Origin of the sequence: [Flexibacter] sp. ATCC 35208, assembly GCF_001975825.1 — a bacterium.
GTDB lineage: Bacteria > Bacteroidota > Bacteroidia > Chitinophagales > Chitinophagaceae > Chitinophaga.
Genome location: NZ_MTKN01000050.1, coordinates 1 through 16,240 on the forward strand (window position 1 = coordinate 1; position 16,240 = coordinate 16,240).

The following is a 16,240-nucleotide window of genomic DNA, read 5'->3' on the forward strand; positions in this document are numbered from 1 at the left end:
AAGTGTAAACAACTTCATTTTAAAAGATGAGGGAAATTTTTTTCTTTTAATATAATATCCGGTATTGAAAAGGTCGGATAGGCCCATATACCAAAAATTCAAATAGCCGAAGAAAACTACTTCTGCTATTTGAATAAAACGTTTTCCGGAGGTACTTTCTACCCGTGAACCGGATCTTTAAATGGCAAAAATGGAATTTCCTGCTTAAGCAAATCGCTTCTTCGCATCCTCGCTTACAGGCGTAAAGAAGTTAACAAGGTTCCCATCCGGATCTCTGAATAACAAAGAACGATTACCCCAGGGCATAGTCGTAGGCTGTTGCACAACCGTTTCCGCAGGTATACGCTCATAAGCAGCATCTACATCATCTACCTTAAATTCAATGATCACTGATTTGTTTTGCGCCGGCTCCGCCACATTGCCACCAAAAAGTGCAAGCGTGCGGGTACTACCTATCGCCAGTGCCGCACCGGCAGTTTTCAGTTCGGCAAAGTCTTCCGTAAACCAGTTAAATGGAAGCCCTGTAGCTTCTTCATAAAATTTAACAAGGCCCTGAATATCAGCAGTAATGATACGAATCGAGGAAAGAATCATGTGATAATTGTTTTTTCTGGTACAAAATAAAGGGCCCTGGGTGACAACCCTATGTCAGCAGCCTTCCAAACAATTTCAGTTTTAGGTCTGCCTCATCTGTAAATAGTTTAAGGAGCTGGCATCTCCGGAAAATATCATGGAGATCTATAACCCGGATATTCAGCTGCAGTTTTAATTAACTTTGTAGTATGCCTGTTTCTATTATTCGCTACCGTACTCAAACACCAGCACCGAGAACGAAGATCATGCTGGAAAAAAACATGTTCACCTTCCTGCTGGATGGTGAAAAAACCGTTCATTTTGCAGGTACACAAGTCACAATTCAACCACATCAGTTTGTATTACTGGCTGCTGGCAACTGCCTGATGAGTGAGAAGATCGCGGCGGAGAATGCAGACTATCATAGTATCCTGATCCTGTTCAGTAATCAGCTGTTGTCTGACTTTTTTAACCGGCATACTGCATTGTTGGGTACTACTACTAAACAATCAGATCTTCATCCATTTCTACGATTTGACAAAGATGAATTTTTAGACAATTTCGTCCGTTCTCTTGATTGCATGCTCACTGATGACAAATCATTTCATCCTGAGTTGCAAAAAATAAAACTGGAAGAACTGTTCTTATACCTTGCCATACATTATCCCGGTCAACTAGAACAGATCAGGAACATGCGTTATGAAGGTGACGATGAACTTGCGATCCGTCAGGCCATCACCTCACATATTGATAGTAATATCACCGTGGAAGAACTGGCCTTTCTTTGCAATATGAGTCTTTCTTCATTCAAGCGTAAATTTGCACGTATCTATGGCAATAGTCCGAATAAATGGCTGTTGGAAAAGAGAATGGAAAGAGCGGCAAAGATGCTACGACATGAGCACCGCAAAGCCAGTGAGATCTATTATGAACTGGGTTATGAAAACCTTTCGAGTTTTATCCAGTCTTTTAAACAGATATATGGTATTACACCCAAGCAATACCAATTGAACGCATAGCGATACTTTTAGAACGCCTGCCTGTTATTTACCACCTGCATGTGGGCCTACCTTTGGTCTATGAATAAAGTATATCTCCTCGACTTAGCCAGTTATAATGTCTGGGCTAATTATAAAGCGATCGAATGGTTGCAACAGATCACCGATGCACAATGGGAACAGGTGGTGACCAGTAGTTTCGGCAGTGTACGACAAACAGCCTTACACATAGCCAGTGCGGAGAAGATCTGGATTGATTTCTGGACAAAAGATCCTGCACCCGTGTTTATATCGGGTACATTTACAGGTACAAAACATGATTTGATCGACATTTGGGAAAAGGCGTCGACTGGTATGAAAGATTTTTTAACCACTTATCCATCAGACGATCTGATGGAGCCTGTTACATTCAGGTATCCACGTGGTGGAGAAGCACAGTTACCATTTGTACATACCTTCTCACACATCATCAATCATTCTACTTATCATCGTGGGCAGTTAGTAACACTACTGCGCCAGGTGGGATTTACAAACCTGTCTTCTATTGATCTCGCGACCTTTTACAGGATATAGGAATTTGCCCCGCAGGTCGGGGCAAATTCCTATATTTGGAACATTATGTCACGCAAATTTGATACCCCAACATTATTAAATGAATTGCACCAGCAGGTAGATGTACTGTTGAACATTGCAAAAGAACAATTATTGCCTGCAAAGGAAGAAGTATTATTGCGCCAGCCTGCACCAGGCAAATGGAGTGCGGCGCAATGCCTGGACCATCTAAATGCATATGCCCGATTCTACATTCCTGCCATCGAAAAGGCGATCACGGGAAAACTGACAGGTAGTCTGCCGCCTTCTCCGTCACCTGTATTCAAAAGCGGTTTGCTGGGGAATTATTTTACAAAGATGATGATGCCAAAAGCCGATGGTCATCCGGGAATGAAGATGCAGGCCCCAAAGGGGTACAGACCACTCGCGAACCTTGATGCAAAACAGGTAGTCAATGAATTTATCAGCTGGCAGGAAAAAACAAAGCAGCTACTGGAACAGGCAAAACAGGTGCATCTTGAAAGCATCAAAATTCCCACGACACTGGGTAGCTGGTTAAAATTCTCACTAGGCGATACTTTTCGTTTTACGATAGCACATGAACAAAGACATGTGGCACAGGCATTGAGAGCAATAAACTAAAGTTCAGCACGACATCCACCGGGTAATTGGCTGCTACTTCTTTGACCACTGTTTGCAATTATTGTAAATTATTGACATCCAGTTGCATTACCTGTACATTGGGCAACTGCACCAAAGCGGCTCCTGCAGCGGGGTTTCGCATGGTGGCTATTACTCTCCATCCATTATCAGCAAATACCTTTACGCTGGCACTGCCTAATCCTGATGACGCGCCAGTAATAAATATCGTTTTCATTTTTATGTTATTTATACGGTAAAGGTGGTATGAAAGAAAGAATAGGGACTTGTCATATGACAAGAAATACTATTTTCGCAGTATTAGACTTCAACCTAAATTTCAGATAGCATGAAAAAAATATTGGGACTACTGGCTTTAACCCTGGCTTTTGCATGTAATAATAACAAACAACCCAAAACTGCAGAAGACGTTTTAAACTCCATTAACAAAACCAACTTAAACAAAGGTAGTGAGCATTTTCATTTAGATACGCCTGAAGGATGGACTACGGATCGTAAGACAATTCAGGGGATTAATTATTACTACATCATCTCTCCGCAAACGGGTGAAGTACCTAATCCCAATATTAACATGGTGACAGAGTCTATGCAGGGGGTATCGCTTAAAACTTATATTACCAAATCACTGTCTTCACTGGAACAAATATTACCGGGTTCAAAAGTAGTGGCGAATGGGGATATTAAGGCAAATGGAATACATGGTGCGTGGTATAATTATACGATGGAAATGCAGGGTGTGAAAGCGGATCTGATGGCGTATGTATTTCCTGCTGATGGGATTGCGTATGTGATTACAGGGATTTGTGCACCTGATAAGAAGACGAAGTATAGGCCGATATTTGATAAGGTGGCGGAATCATTTAAGGTGGGTGAATAGTTAAAAGTGAATGAAGATGGGGCTGACCAAAAAGGGGCCCCCCTCTCGGGTAGGTGATGGAGCCGAAATTGCTTTTCCGCAATTCTGAACACCTTCATTTTACTTTTTAGTCAGCCCCATAAGGCCGATTTTACTCTGTCCAGAGGCCCATTATTTACTCGCCTGACTATCATTTAAACCCCTGACTATAAAGTGTATCGATTATATCTCTCCATGCTTTGTTATTTTCCAGTTCTCCATTACAGAGAAAGATCATCCCTTTTTTACTCCCCGGGCTATAGGATATAAATGAAGATACACCGTTGGCAGAACCGGTATGACAATACAAGATAGCGCCTTTATTCGTTGCATATTGGGACCAGGTATGAAAACCCTGGTTAAATTCATCAGGGGTCAATGTTTGGATGGCATTGCTATCTATCACCTGCTTATTGTTATAAATCCCCTGCCCCGTCCAGGCAATGAGGAAATGGGCAAACTGTGTGACATTTGTATGCAGACTACCGGCGGGGTAATCAGGAAATCCTCCATAACCTAAAGGTTGGTAGTTATGCAGAGAATCGACATACCGGTAGGGCATGGCGACCTGATTACTATCTACATCATGCAGGAACCAACCGGTATGCGGCATGTCAAGTGGTGTGAATAAATGTGTTTTGCAATATGTGGTAAAGTCCACGCCGGAGAGCCTTTCTACAAGGTATCCTAGCAATGCGATTCCCATATTGGAATAATTCGTTTTTGCACCGGGTGAATAGGTGTAGAAGTTCTTTTCTTTGTCATAATGCCTGCCTTGTGTTGTGAAATAATCCTTTATAAATGCAGGCAGCGGAATGGTAGGATCTCCATGATTGGTTTCCCAAAATTCATGCAGATAGTCTACATTATCATCAATGGAAGATCGATGTTGTAATAGTTGTCGGAAAGTAATTGCTTTATCCGGGAATGCGGGATTGACAAGATGAAAATCAAGGTAATGATTGACATCGTCATCCAGCTTAAACTTGCCAGCTGCATACAATTGCATTACAGCAGCGGCGGTGACTGTTTTCGATGTGGAGGCAGCTTCAAAAATTGTGTTAGGCCCTACGGGTATTTTCTTTTCTATGTTTTGATAGCCGTAATAACCCGTCCATATGACTTTGCCTTTCTCAATGGTGATCGCTTCAAAACCAGCAATGTGTTTATCGGCCAAAAGGCTGTCAAGCAGTGTCTTTTGCGGATAGGCAATGAATGGTAAAAGTGTACAAACAATCAGAATATGGGTACTAAGTTTCATTTTTTGAAGGGATGTATTGCCTAATTTATGAAATTTAATTTAACTCTATAATATAGCACCTTCAAAACCGCTTGGCAGTAAGCTGGAAGAAAAGGATCCTAATCAGATTAAAGTTCAATAAACTAATATACTAGCTTAAAGAATAGTCACAATATTATATCACTCAAGAAATCTTATAAACCTTTTCAGGAAATGACAAGGTTTATTTTTTTGCGATTTTATGGTATAATTCCATGGCTTCTTGCTGGGATAGCATTACTACATTAGTTACATAAAATTGCCTGTCGAAATTTTCCAGTAAAAACTCAATATCTTTTAGCAAGTTTATCGGCATTGGTTTAAACTTATTGATGAGTTTTCTTGCCATGATCCAAAGAATAATTCTTTGTTTAACGTAAGGGAAGTTTCCGTTATTAAGTGCAATATTCTGAAGGGCGATCGAACAAATACTCCGTAGATCAGAAAAAGAATCCGAATGAAACTGCGGTTGCTGTGCAATTTCATAAAGATTTAAAATCGTCCAAGTAAATCTTTTTTCACGGAGACTATAAAGCGGATTGACAGGAGAAGAATCGTCCGGGACCGAGTTTGCTTGCTTTAAATAATTGACATAGTATTTTAATGCTTTTAGGTCTTGTAATCTAATCAAATATTTAGAAAAATTTAATTTTTCCAGCCCATCCTTCTCCGCCACAAATTTTTCTTTCAAATAAGTTCTGATGGTTGAGCTTTCTTTCCGGAGAAACTGTTCTATGAGGCTGTTTCGAAAATAATGATCAGATTGATCTAATAAGAAATACAGCTTTTCAATGTCACCCTTCAAATCTACATATACTTTTAATAATTGATGTCGATCGACACTTGTTTCTGATTGAAAATACGGGATAAGCAGATTAACAGCTTCTGTAAGCTCATGGCGAACAAGGAAATCAACGTGGGCTTTGATTATTTGACCGTTAAAAATTCCAGAATTTAGATTTTCAAGAATGCGTATCCTCGTTTTTTCAACACCAATTGTTTCCTCCACAAAAGCAGTGATGTCAATGATGGAGTCTCCATCTTTTAGAAATGATAACATATCCAAGTAAATGTCATCCTCATAATGACTGAGATTAAGTAACCTGATGAAAAATGACAATATCAGCGCATCAATCTTCCATTTCCACTTTAAAGCGGTTTTCTGCGTAATAGCTCCTTTGAACTTTACAAGTTTTACTTGTTGGTCGCACCATAAGATAATATGATTCCGTTGGGCATCGCTAAGTTTTACCTCGCTATGTTTAACTATATATTCGTAAATACGGTTAATAAAATGGATTTCGAAATTCTTTTCGATGCTTGCTGAAATGTCTTCCCACAAGGCAGCTGTACCGTGGGCGTGTAGTTCCAGAGCTTCCCTTGCAACCTCGCAAAATTCTGGACCCCAATAATCGGGGTCCTCGTTGCTATATCGATCTTCATTAGTCAACGTGTTTTTCCCAAAAGCATCGAATATTTTTCTGATTTCAAATAGGTATCCATTTTTGTCAAAAAGTGCTGCTAAGTTTCTATGGTTATCTTCTTCTTCCTTCCTGAAATCTCTGACTACTTCTGCAGACTTTTCACTTAGACTAAATATTCGACTAAAATATACTTCGTTAGGATTTTTATAAAGTTTTATGGATCGGTGAACCGTTTTGATATATTCAGAAGTAATTTGTCCTGCCTGATGTTTTTGGAACAAATAATCTATAAATGCAGGTTCTGCCATAGCACCAATGGTATAACGCACCGAATAGTCAGCAGGTTCTTTTTTTGAGTACAACAAATCAAGGATAGCATCAACTCGCCCCGTCATTTTATAGTATCGGGGAAAAACGGACTTCAGCAGATTATCATGAAGGATAACATGATGATACTCTAAAAATAAATCATCTATGGCATTGAATAGCATAGTGTCTGTCGGGTATTTTGCTGCCTTATCAAGTACGCTGTCGAAAATTTTTTCGAAATAAATAGAGTGTTTAAATACAAGAAAATCCTTTTTGATCTCGATAAACAGTTGTGTCAAAGCTTTTACACTGTTGATTCTCTTCAAGCAATTGGTAATTTCCCGATACTCATTCGTCAACCGCATTTCATTATTATTTCTGCGTTTATCTAATCTGTCTTCTGCCAGCAGGAATCTGGCTTGCTCCAACACATAGTCAAGAAGCCTGTCCTGGCTATTGGTCAGCCAGATACCCATAAAGAGTTGGTATCTGATCCAAGTATTATCATTATCCCGCAGCTTTTCGAAGACCTCCTCAAACTCATCTTTTGTTAAATTAAACAGAGATACAAATCCAACTAGTGCCAAATATTGATGCTCAGACTGATCTTTGAAGAGATATTTATGGTAATGTGGCTTAAAGGCATCCTGATATTCAGGATACCTTTGCAGTTCATAGTGATTTATAATATTAAGTATATTGGCTATGCAGGCGTTATTATTATGCCTCTTCAATTCTAAAAGCAGGAAGTCAAATACAGCAATACATTCGGAAAACCTTGCAAGATCCTCTATCCTATAAAAATTGCGGTTGATCTGCCTCTTTTTGCGTTTAAAGTCATTGAATATTTCTGTAAATACCTTGTATCTAAATTCATTAGTAATATTTTCGGGATCAAGCAATATGGCTAATTCCCGGTTACATTTTACTATCCAATTGGTAATCTGGTACTTTAACGGTGCGTCAGGCCCTAAAATGCTATTTAAAAAGGACAAGGTATTGACCCAGCTAGGTTTTATCCTATGATAGTCAGGTCTGTTGCCAATTATCCTTTTGATTTGGACAAAAGTAAGATCAACCAGAACTATTGCTGCAAGGTATTCCTGGGTGTTATTATGATTAAAGCGCCATATTTTCTGTGTACCGTCCGTACCAAAAAATACTGACCCAGCACTCATTACCAAACTCAAATCACTCCTATTAGGGAAAATCTCGGCTAATTCATTTGTAGATAGGGTATTTGTCCCTTTTGCCTCCATTATAAACGCCAACTCTTTAAACATATTGAAAAGACGCTTTTCATAGACTTCTCGGCCTGTGTGCTCTATTTTTGCAATATCTTTGGCGATTAGCACCTTTATTTCTATACCGAATAATTCGGCTTTGCTTCCCGGTATCTTGCGGTGCAACTTAAATTGATCGGAAAACTTAACCAGATAATACGGGACAGCCAACAATTCATTAAGTTTCTTTTTGCTTACTTCTTGCAAAAAAGCGGTTTTGTCTTTGGGGTATTTTTCATCCAGATAACAATCAACGTCTTTAGGCTTTAAATTATTCAGCCTGTATGACTCAAAATTAGTAAGTGTCCCAAGTCCATTGTCATTGGGATCAGTTACATAAAAATTAGTTCGGCAAGAAACGACAACAGTTGCTTCCGGGTAATCATGTACAAATTTTCCTATATGCCTTCGCGCAGTTTCGAATTCTGCAGGCAGCACTTCATCCAATCCATCTAGTAAAACGAAAAGGTTAGCAGGATTTATTCGATCAATATGCGGGATGTGGCTTACTATAGGCTCATCTGTATGGTCTTTAAAAGGTATGAGATATACATAGTTATCCTCTTTTAAAGACAAAAGATGCCCGACACGTTTTAGCTCCGTAGTTTTTCCGCTTAGTCCCCATCCTAAAAGGGCAACTTTTTTATGATTTTCTAAGGCTTTCTCCAAAGGGTCGGGGTCAAGTAAAAATTGCGATAAAGTATCGCCGCCGGCAGACGTGACAGTTCTTTGTATATAATGCTCCAAGGGTTCAATCACTGGTTTGGTTGGTGGTGGTAATGACGCTCCACTTAATTTCTCCAACCATTCTATGATCGCCAAAAATTCACCTGCCTTTACTTCTGTGTTAGACGTACCCACACGATGGTAAACCTTGCTGATTTCACATCCTTTTAATGGTACCGTTGCCCAAAGTGGCTGCTTATAAGGGTGTACAGGGATCTCAATAATACCAAAAACCTTTCCTTGATAATGGAAGTCATAGGAAAGAAAATGAGGCGTTAACTGGATCTTGCTTTTAACTTTCTGTTGGAGGCTCGCATCATCCAACATACCGGTGATCCCGAGCAATTCCTTTTTACCTTGGTTAATCTTGACCCCTGCAATAATGTAAGCTGTCTCGGTGCGGATGGTATTCGCGAATGATAAAATATCCTTGACTAATTTAGCATCTTCATGATCCCTATTTTTAGAAAAATCATACGTCTCGACTTTAAAATCAATAATCTTGGTTTCCGGCCTTGATAATAGATATTCAAATAAACTACCATCCATCTTTTCCTGCGATTTTTAACAATGTGTATTTTTTGATATCCGCCCTAGGTGATTCACGACTTGACATTGTTCTATTTGTTCGAGAATCTGCCAGTAATCGATAAACTTTATTTTCCATCTGCTGCTATTGAACAAGAGTTCAGCTTATGCTGCCAGTTATTCTATGAATACCATTTACTGTAATTACCGTATCCGAACTGGTATATCAATAACTGGTTGAAGTTGCTCTAATTGAGTAGCATATCGGCGAACAACCTGGTCATACAGATCGGTCACCTTAGGGGCTTCTACTGTAACCACCAAAGCATATTGTAACTCCTGTTTTTTCGTATCATTATGGCCATCCATTCTTGCGTTATAATGTATATCGAATACTGGCTCAACCAAACTCTTACCAAGAAAACGGTTTTGTGCATGTATACAATTTTCCCATTTCCATGCATCTCTTCGCAATTCGTCTTCCGTTTGTGCCGCTTTAGCAGAGTTGCCAAAGAATGTTTTACTGGATGCGTGAAGCGGCTCATTTTCTCCCTCCTTTACTTTTCTCTTGCTATTTCTATTTGGTCTAAAAGTCACTTCCAATCCGCTTCTTGTATAATTACCAGGGTGATGGGGATCGACATCAGTCGCATAACAAAGAGTTGCCTTGATCGTAACCTTGCCGGATAACTGTCCTGCTGGTAGCGGAATAGGAACACGTATGTATTTGGAGGCGCTAATACTCCCCTGAAATACTACACGCATTATGTGATCTTCACAAACTACGATATCATCCAACGTACGAGCAATACGTCCCCAGCCAACCTCAAACATTGGTAGATCGACACGTTCTGCCGAATGAATTAAAAGTGTTTTAATGGCTAGTGCATTTAGAGAATTGCCAAAATGCGCTCTAACTCCTGATCCAAGTCTAAGGGCTGAAGGAGATGAAAAACTCGTTCCACCTGTAGGAGTTAACTTAAGGCCATTTGTATGATCCAAGGTCAAAAAAGGTCGTTGAATTGAACCCCCAAAATCAACAAGATCTGGCTTAATTAACCCTGGGCTTCTACCTGGGCCCACTGAGCTGTAAGGTGCACGTTGCCAATTAGCATCCGGAACATCACAGGCTCCTACCGCGATAGCGTTTACGCAATCCGAAGGCACCTGCACGCGATTAGCCCTGATAAGTGGATCGCCTTCACCGTCATTACCAACAGCAATGGTCGCCAGAGTTTCCCCGTCTGAAAGGTAGCCGTCTAATACAGCAGTCCAGGCATGCACTTCATCATCTTCTATTGGCAAACATGGTCCCAAACTTAGATTGATAAATTCATATCGATTGGTTCTTAGTATGTCTTCGATACGATTTAGAACTTCGAATAATTCATATGGGTTCTGACCTGAAGTATCATCCAGTACACGGTAATGATCAACAAATGAATAAGGTCTTGGTAGTGGTTTCCTTGGGTCAATATGACCAAAAAGAAATGCAGAGGTTACACCGACACCATGTGCTAACAACTGATCCGAGGCTGGAAGCATATCTGGATACTCATAAGGTGTTGCCCATTTGCATAGCTCATGATCTGCGGGTATTCCACCGTCAAAGATAGCCACTTTTATTGTCGGGTCCATCGGACCAACTTCAGGTAGCACTATAGATACGCTATTCTCTGATCCTACAGATCTAATGGTGGGTCTTAGCAGGCGAAGTTCTGGCATTTTTCTCATTACACGAATCAGGCTGTATTCAGCTACCCGCGTTGCCAAATCTGGCGCTGCTTCTATCTCTAAAAAGCATAGCCCCCCTGCATAAAATCTCCGATCAAAACTTGTGAAAACACCCAATTTTTCAAGGTACTCTCTGAAATTTCCTAATTGAAAGCTTTCAGAAATTGCTTCGTTCATATGTAATACTACTTCAAAAACCACTCGACTTCCATCGTCTTCAAAATCTTTAATCTTATTAGATGGTTCAGGAAAAGAGATTTCCTCGATTTCAATAATTTGAGCTGCGCCATCTTGATATTCGCTCCATTCGGAAAACTCTTTAGCCCATTTTCGAAATGCCTTTCTTTTTCCATAAACAAATATTTCGGTGGTAAGCGAAAGCTCAGGTTTCCGTCCTTTGCTGCGCTTGGCTGGTAAAATCTGTTTAGGCTTACTACCCACTGTTTCCAATCCCACAGCTCGTAATAACTCAGATGGGTAATAAGATTTTGCGATGTATTCTGGATTTAGTGTAATTGTAGCAATCGCATAGTCATTAGGACAAGCATCATCCGGCAAATTTTCTATCTTTTCTACAACATTGCGAAGCATAGGTTGAAGCCGCTTCTTTGCTTCGGAGAACGTGTAGGGAGAGGCTTTATCCCCTCCACCACTAATAACCCGAACGTCTTCGGTTAAGCGTTCACCCTTGCCTAAAAGAAAATTAATCTTTGCCATGATGATGTTTTAACAAATTAAACCTTTTTTAAATTTTTTCTAATGGTATCCCTAGCTACCCCAGTTAGTTGCTGAGCCCTACGTTGAGTAACAATTCCGCTGTCATATAATATTCTCGCCAATTCTATTTTTTGCTCTTTACTTAAGGCGTCATTGGATGATATCAGCTGTTCGAGTTTTTCTTCCAATGAACTGCCTTCGACAACGACACTTTTACGCAATTGATTGATTTTTCGCTCAATTTCACTAAATGACGCGCCATTAAAGATAAAGGACAAGATCTTGCTCCATTCGTCAACTTTAACTATATGCTCTTTCAATAGATAGCTAACCTGGTGCTCGATTTGATCAATGGTTGGATTATTGAATTTTAAAACCATTTCAAATCTTCTCCAGACGGCAGGGTCTAGTAGGTCTGGGTGATTTGTCGCAGCAATCAAGATACCAGTTGACGGCCAGTCGTCAATTTCTTGAAGTAGTACGGTAACTAAACGTTTCAACTCACCAATCTCCGAAGAATCATCCCTACGTTTAGCAATTGCGTCAAGTTCATCCAAAAGCAATATACAATCTGTGTTCTTTGCATAATCCAGAACAAAACGAATATTATTACCCGTTCGTCCCAGAAAACTGCTCATTACTGCTGCAAGATCAAGTACCAACAACGGTTTGTTCAATTTAGCTGCTATCCATTTAGCTGCCATTGTCTTACCCACGCCGGGAGGTCCGTTAAATAATACTGATTTTGTAGGAACCAAGCCATGGTTAAATAATGCTTGCGTATTTCTACGTTCAAATAACAACTGATATAAACTCGCTTTAATATCCTCCGATAAAATTGGCTCAGAATCCAAATTTCCCTGTTCCACTCTTAGCAACTGTAAACGTGAATCCAAATCGACGGGCAAGGGGGGTTCGGCTCTTTTTCGTAAAGGAGCGATCCGAGTTGGCGATTCCTTTATTAATGCAATCAAGGATTCAGCTAATTCAGGATTCAATGTTTTGAACTTCTTTGAGGCCCGATGAATGAGCAATTGTATATCTTGCTGCCTTCCTGTGAGGGCGATCCTTGCCAACTGAACAAAATCATTCGTTAATTCTTTTATTATAGCATCCATGCGTTAAGTTTTTCGGAAGAGAGGAGATAAGTTTTATACTCACCTCTTCCAATGTTTGTCAAAAGTAACATATAGAGACTGTAATCCCAATCCAAATTATGGAATATTTTAAACTTATTGTAGCAACAATCTTCCATAATAATATTATATTATTGAAAATCAGTTAATTAATATTAAAAAATATGGAAGATAACACAACGACACATCACAAAAATATACCAAATTGAAAATCATCTAACCTTTTAAAATTGTTTCTTATCGGCCAAACAGTGTTTAAAAGCCCTTTTTCAAGAAGTATTCCTAACCTAACATCTATCGCAAAAAGCTGGAAAGAAGAGAAATTTTTGCGATCTATTATTGATTTAAGAACATGTTTAAATTTCTGAACGACTCATTTTAGAAGAATATTAATGAATGTTACCTGAATGAACGCAACAGATGATTCAGGTAGCTTCTCATGATCCTTATCTAGCCTCCTGAAAAAATTCAGCCAGGAAAAGGATCGTTCGACCTGCCACCTACCTTTTTTTGGAATAAAACCCTTTACGGATGGTGGTTTCTGGATAATTCCAATGTTCCATTTATAATATTTTTCAACAGTATCAGTGAATTCACACTGTACGCTTTATCAGTACGAATCAGCTTCATTCTGGAACTAACTGTTTCTATTCTCCATAATAAGTCATATCCACCCATGGAATCATGAACATCTACATTACTTACACTGATAGCTATTGGTAAGCCAAAGCTATCAAAAGCAAGATGTCATTTTCGGCCATTAATATTTTTTCCACCATCAATGCCAGTTGCAATATTTATAAATGGACTCCTTTTTATACTCGACTATCGATGGCTGATACTGAAGGAGCATAATTTCGGTCTTGTCTCATTCGTTGCTTTCGAACAACCTTTCTCATAACTTCCTCAAAGAATCCATTCTTCTTCCACTTATTAAAATAATAGTAAACTATCTGCCGGTAAGGAAATTCACCGCTTAGATTGTGCCATTGAGTACCCGTTCTGCAAATCCATTAAATAGCATTAAATATGTTTCGAAAACAATATTTACGCTTCCTTTTGTCTGTTAATAATTTTTCTATAACTCGCCATTGCGAATCGGGCAATAATGCATACTTCGGTCTCATAGTTTGTATCTCGTAAATCCAAACTAATTGATCGATTCGTCTTTTTCAATATTCCTACCTCCTAATTTTTAAACATGCTCTAAGAGAAAATAGGGATTTAGAAGGATTACAAGCGCGTTACCTTGGATTTATGGTTTTAAGGCCGACAATTCCTCAAATTGTTGGAAGAAATATGATTTCACCTAAAGCACTCACAAGTCATGACTTTCTTTGTTTAACGACTGCTACCAGTGCAAAAACCTATGGTGTCAAGCTTATTGCTGAAGGATTTCCACATTCCTCTCAGGATACAGAAACCATTAGCTGCGCTGAGACACCGTTTGGAGCACATGGAGTATTTTTTGCAGTATCAGGATTACAAGCCAGTCTTACCGTCTATCATAATTGAAGCATTACGGGAGCAATTCAGTATGCGTCAACTCTCATAATCAGATATTCTATGCAAACCCGGATAGTAGGGAATTAATGCGAATTTCATTACCTTTAGGTACGTTTTCTCTTTATTTTAATAATCTTAAATGTTTCTAATATGGCAATCCAAGTAGATAGACTCAAAGAAATTCTTGACCGTTCAAGGGATGAAGGACGTTTAGAAACCATGGATACACCTGATGCATTGGCTGCGAGGAATGTAATCAATGAGTATGCAGAGGTGGTAAAGAGAGAATATTTAGAAAAAGAGAGGTTATCTATAATAGCAGCCAGCCAATTCGTTGTGACGGCTTAAAATCTTAACTATTACATATAAAACGATATAGGAGGGCTCTTCATTTATTTATGAGTCTCCCTCTTTATACCAACTTCTTTTTCCGTGTCAATAACTTTATCGCCAGCAACCCCACTCCTGCGAATACCAACCCAACCGCAATCTGCTGCCTTGTACTCCTTGCCAACCGTGGCCTTGCGTTTCCATTCGTACTCATTGAATAATCTACTGTGTTGAATATATTCCCATCTGTCTTTGCAATCGGATCCGCCTTTTTAAAATACCCCCTCATCAATAAACCCGTAAACTTCACCATCAGTTCAGGTGCCAGTGCATGCCCCAACTTAAACAACTTTGGCACTCCACCCGGATACCTATTCGATAAAGGCCGTAAGATAGATGCCTTCACAGCTTCCGCCACCACTTTAGGATCAGATACCGGCGGTGCATTTTTCAATACCTTCCCTGTATAGTTTGCCGCATGCTGTATACCAGGCGTATCAAGGAAGGCAGGATACAGATCTACCACATGAATATCCGGCCATGCTGCCAGCTCCCCTTTGATAGATTCAAAAAATCCCCTGAGTGCATATTTACTGGCGGTATAAGCACTGCCATAAGGAACGGGAATATAACCACCAATGGAAATATTATTAATCAGGATACCCGCACCCTGTCTTTTGAAAAATGGCAGTACAGCATGGGTACCGCTCATATAACCAAGCAGGTTAGTAGTGATGACCTGCTGATGAGTTTCCCACGGTGTTTCGTCAAAAGTTCCTGCTGCCAGTACACCGGCGTTATTCACCCATACATCGATACGCCCTTTCCATTCAAAGGCTTTCTGCGCCAGTTCCAGCATCGCAGTGCGATCTCCCACATCAGTAGGCAGGACCAGTACATCAGCGCCTAACTCCCGGCATTCATCTCCCAGTTCCAATAAGGCTACTTCATTTCTGGCGGCCAGCACAAGGTTTACTCTTTCCGGAGCCAGCTCAAGGGCAGTCGCTTTACCTGCGCCACTGGATGCTCCTGTTATTACGATCGTTTTGTTTTCCATACGATTGTGACCTCAAAAGCCAGGCCAATGGCAGCGGTCTTTACTGTTCGTTTTTTTTATTAACTTGTAGCGCAACCTATTCTATGAAGTATCAATACCTCGGCTTTGTAGCCGACTATTACCAGACGACCAAATCCAACGAAAAAACTATTAAAAAATTAGAAACCCTTTACGGTGCACCCTTTCCTGAAGCATTCAGAGAACTCATCCGCATTGTGGGCCCTTCAGCTGCGTTCAACATCGTCGCTTTCAGTGATGGCTCGTATGATGGTATGCAGGCACTACATGATATGGCAAGGGAAAACGCGGAAGAAGATGGTACTGACTTTATGCAGGATAAAAACCAATTCCCTTTCAGTGGTTCAGCTGTAACCGGGCAGTTCTGGTTTTTCAGACTCGATGAAGGAAATGACCCGCCTGTATACCAATACAGTCCACCACAGGAAGAGAAAGATCCTTATCGCAAACTGGCAGACCATCTATCTGTTTACCTGAAAACATTCTTGCGATTTTCTAAGTGATCTTTTTGCAAC

The 16,240-nt window shown here is 39.9% G+C and carries 15 protein-coding genes; 6 read left to right on the forward strand and 9 right to left on the reverse strand.

The genetic code is table 11. The features are described 5' to 3' along the window. Positions 1–204: 204 nt before the first annotated feature. Positions 205–594: a VOC family protein gene (locus BW716_RS25510; protein ID WP_083727407.1), complete on the reverse strand. Its 390-nt coding sequence runs from the start codon at positions 592–594 to the stop codon at positions 205–207. Between the two features lie 188 nt (positions 595–782). Here BW716_RS25510 and BW716_RS25515 point away from each other — a divergent pair, with 188 nt between their 5' ends. The 3 genes from BW716_RS25515 to BW716_RS25525 are packed head-to-tail and all read left to right on the forward strand — an operon-like array spanning position 783 to position 2,765. Next, positions 783–1,592, forward strand: a complete 810-nt coding sequence (locus tag BW716_RS25515; RefSeq protein ID WP_083727409.1) for a helix-turn-helix transcriptional regulator — start codon at positions 783–785, stop codon at positions 1,590–1,592. A gap of 60 nt (positions 1,593–1,652) precedes the next feature. Beyond that, positions 1,653–2,144, forward strand: coding sequence for a DinB family protein (locus BW716_RS25520; protein WP_235643946.1), 492 nt, complete (start codon positions 1,653–1,655; stop codon positions 2,142–2,144). Positions 2,145–2,189: 45 nt separating this feature from the next. Beyond that, positions 2,190–2,765: a DinB family protein gene (locus BW716_RS25525; protein ID WP_083727413.1), complete on the forward strand. Its 576-nt coding sequence runs from the start codon at positions 2,190–2,192 to the stop codon at positions 2,763–2,765. A gap of 58 nt (positions 2,766–2,823) precedes the next feature. Here the strand turns inward: BW716_RS25525 and BW716_RS25530 are convergent, their stop codons facing one another. Then, complete coding sequence (locus tag BW716_RS25530) at positions 2,824–3,000, reverse strand: SDR family NAD(P)-dependent oxidoreductase (RefSeq protein WP_083727415.1); 177 nt, start codon at positions 2,998–3,000, stop codon at positions 2,824–2,826. Between the two features lie 111 nt (positions 3,001–3,111). Here BW716_RS25530 and BW716_RS25535 point away from each other — a divergent pair, with 111 nt between their 5' ends. Next, positions 3,112–3,660, forward strand: coding sequence for a hypothetical protein (locus BW716_RS25535; RefSeq protein WP_083727417.1), 549 nt, complete (start codon positions 3,112–3,114; stop codon positions 3,658–3,660). A gap of 169 nt (positions 3,661–3,829) precedes the next feature. On the opposite strand, the gene BW716_RS25540 is transcribed toward BW716_RS25535, so the two are convergent. The 6 genes from BW716_RS25540 to BW716_RS39065 all read right to left on the reverse strand — a co-directional run bounded on the left by BW716_RS25540 (position 3,830) and on the right by BW716_RS39065 (position 13,824). Further along, on the reverse strand, positions 3,830–4,939 hold the full coding sequence (locus BW716_RS25540; RefSeq protein ID WP_083727419.1) for a serine hydrolase: 1,110 nt from the start codon (positions 4,937–4,939) through the stop codon (positions 3,830–3,832). Between the two features lie 202 nt (positions 4,940–5,141). Continuing rightward, positions 5,142–9,248 carry an RNA-binding domain-containing protein gene (locus tag BW716_RS25545; RefSeq protein ID WP_083727421.1) on the reverse strand — a complete coding sequence of 1,369 codons (4,107 nt, stop codon included), beginning with the start codon at positions 9,246–9,248 and terminating at the stop codon, positions 5,142–5,144. 183 nt (positions 9,249–9,431) lie between these two features. Beyond that, on the reverse strand, positions 9,432–11,678 hold the full coding sequence (locus BW716_RS25550; RefSeq protein ID WP_083727424.1) for a S8 family peptidase: 2,247 nt from the start codon (positions 11,676–11,678) through the stop codon (positions 9,432–9,434). A 17-nt stretch (positions 11,679–11,695) separates the two neighbouring features. Beyond that, positions 11,696–12,796 (reverse strand): AAA family ATPase, encoded by a 1,101-nt coding sequence (locus BW716_RS25555; protein WP_083727426.1) that lies wholly within the window; start codon positions 12,794–12,796, stop codon positions 11,696–11,698. A 391-nt stretch (positions 12,797–13,187) separates the two neighbouring features. Then, on the reverse strand, positions 13,188–13,370 hold the full coding sequence (locus tag BW716_RS39060) for a transposase (protein ID WP_083727504.1): 183 nt from the start codon (positions 13,368–13,370) through the stop codon (positions 13,188–13,190). Between the two features lie 259 nt (positions 13,371–13,629). After that, entirely contained in the window at positions 13,630–13,824 is a 195-nt protein-coding gene (locus BW716_RS39065; RefSeq protein WP_083727506.1) for a transposase, read from the reverse strand. 646 nt (positions 13,825–14,470) lie between these two features. On the opposite strand from BW716_RS39065, the gene BW716_RS25575 reads away from it, so the two are divergent. Continuing rightward, a complete protein-coding gene (locus tag BW716_RS25575; RefSeq protein WP_083727430.1) occupies positions 14,471–14,668 on the forward strand; it encodes a hypothetical protein in 198 nt (65 codons plus the stop codon). 64 nt (positions 14,669–14,732) lie between these two features. Here BW716_RS25575 and BW716_RS25580 read toward each other — a convergent pair whose 3' ends face one another. Next, the gene (locus BW716_RS25580; protein ID WP_083727432.1) at positions 14,733–15,707 is read right to left on the reverse strand and encodes an SDR family oxidoreductase; all 975 of its coding nucleotides are present in this window, start codon (positions 15,705–15,707) and stop codon (positions 14,733–14,735) included. An 83-nt stretch (positions 15,708–15,790) separates the two neighbouring features. Here BW716_RS25580 and BW716_RS25585 point away from each other — a divergent pair, with 83 nt between their 5' ends. Then, positions 15,791–16,228 (forward strand): SMI1/KNR4 family protein, encoded by a 438-nt coding sequence (locus tag BW716_RS25585; protein WP_179091266.1) that lies wholly within the window; start codon positions 15,791–15,793, stop codon positions 16,226–16,228. Positions 16,229–16,240 lie beyond the last annotated feature (12 nt).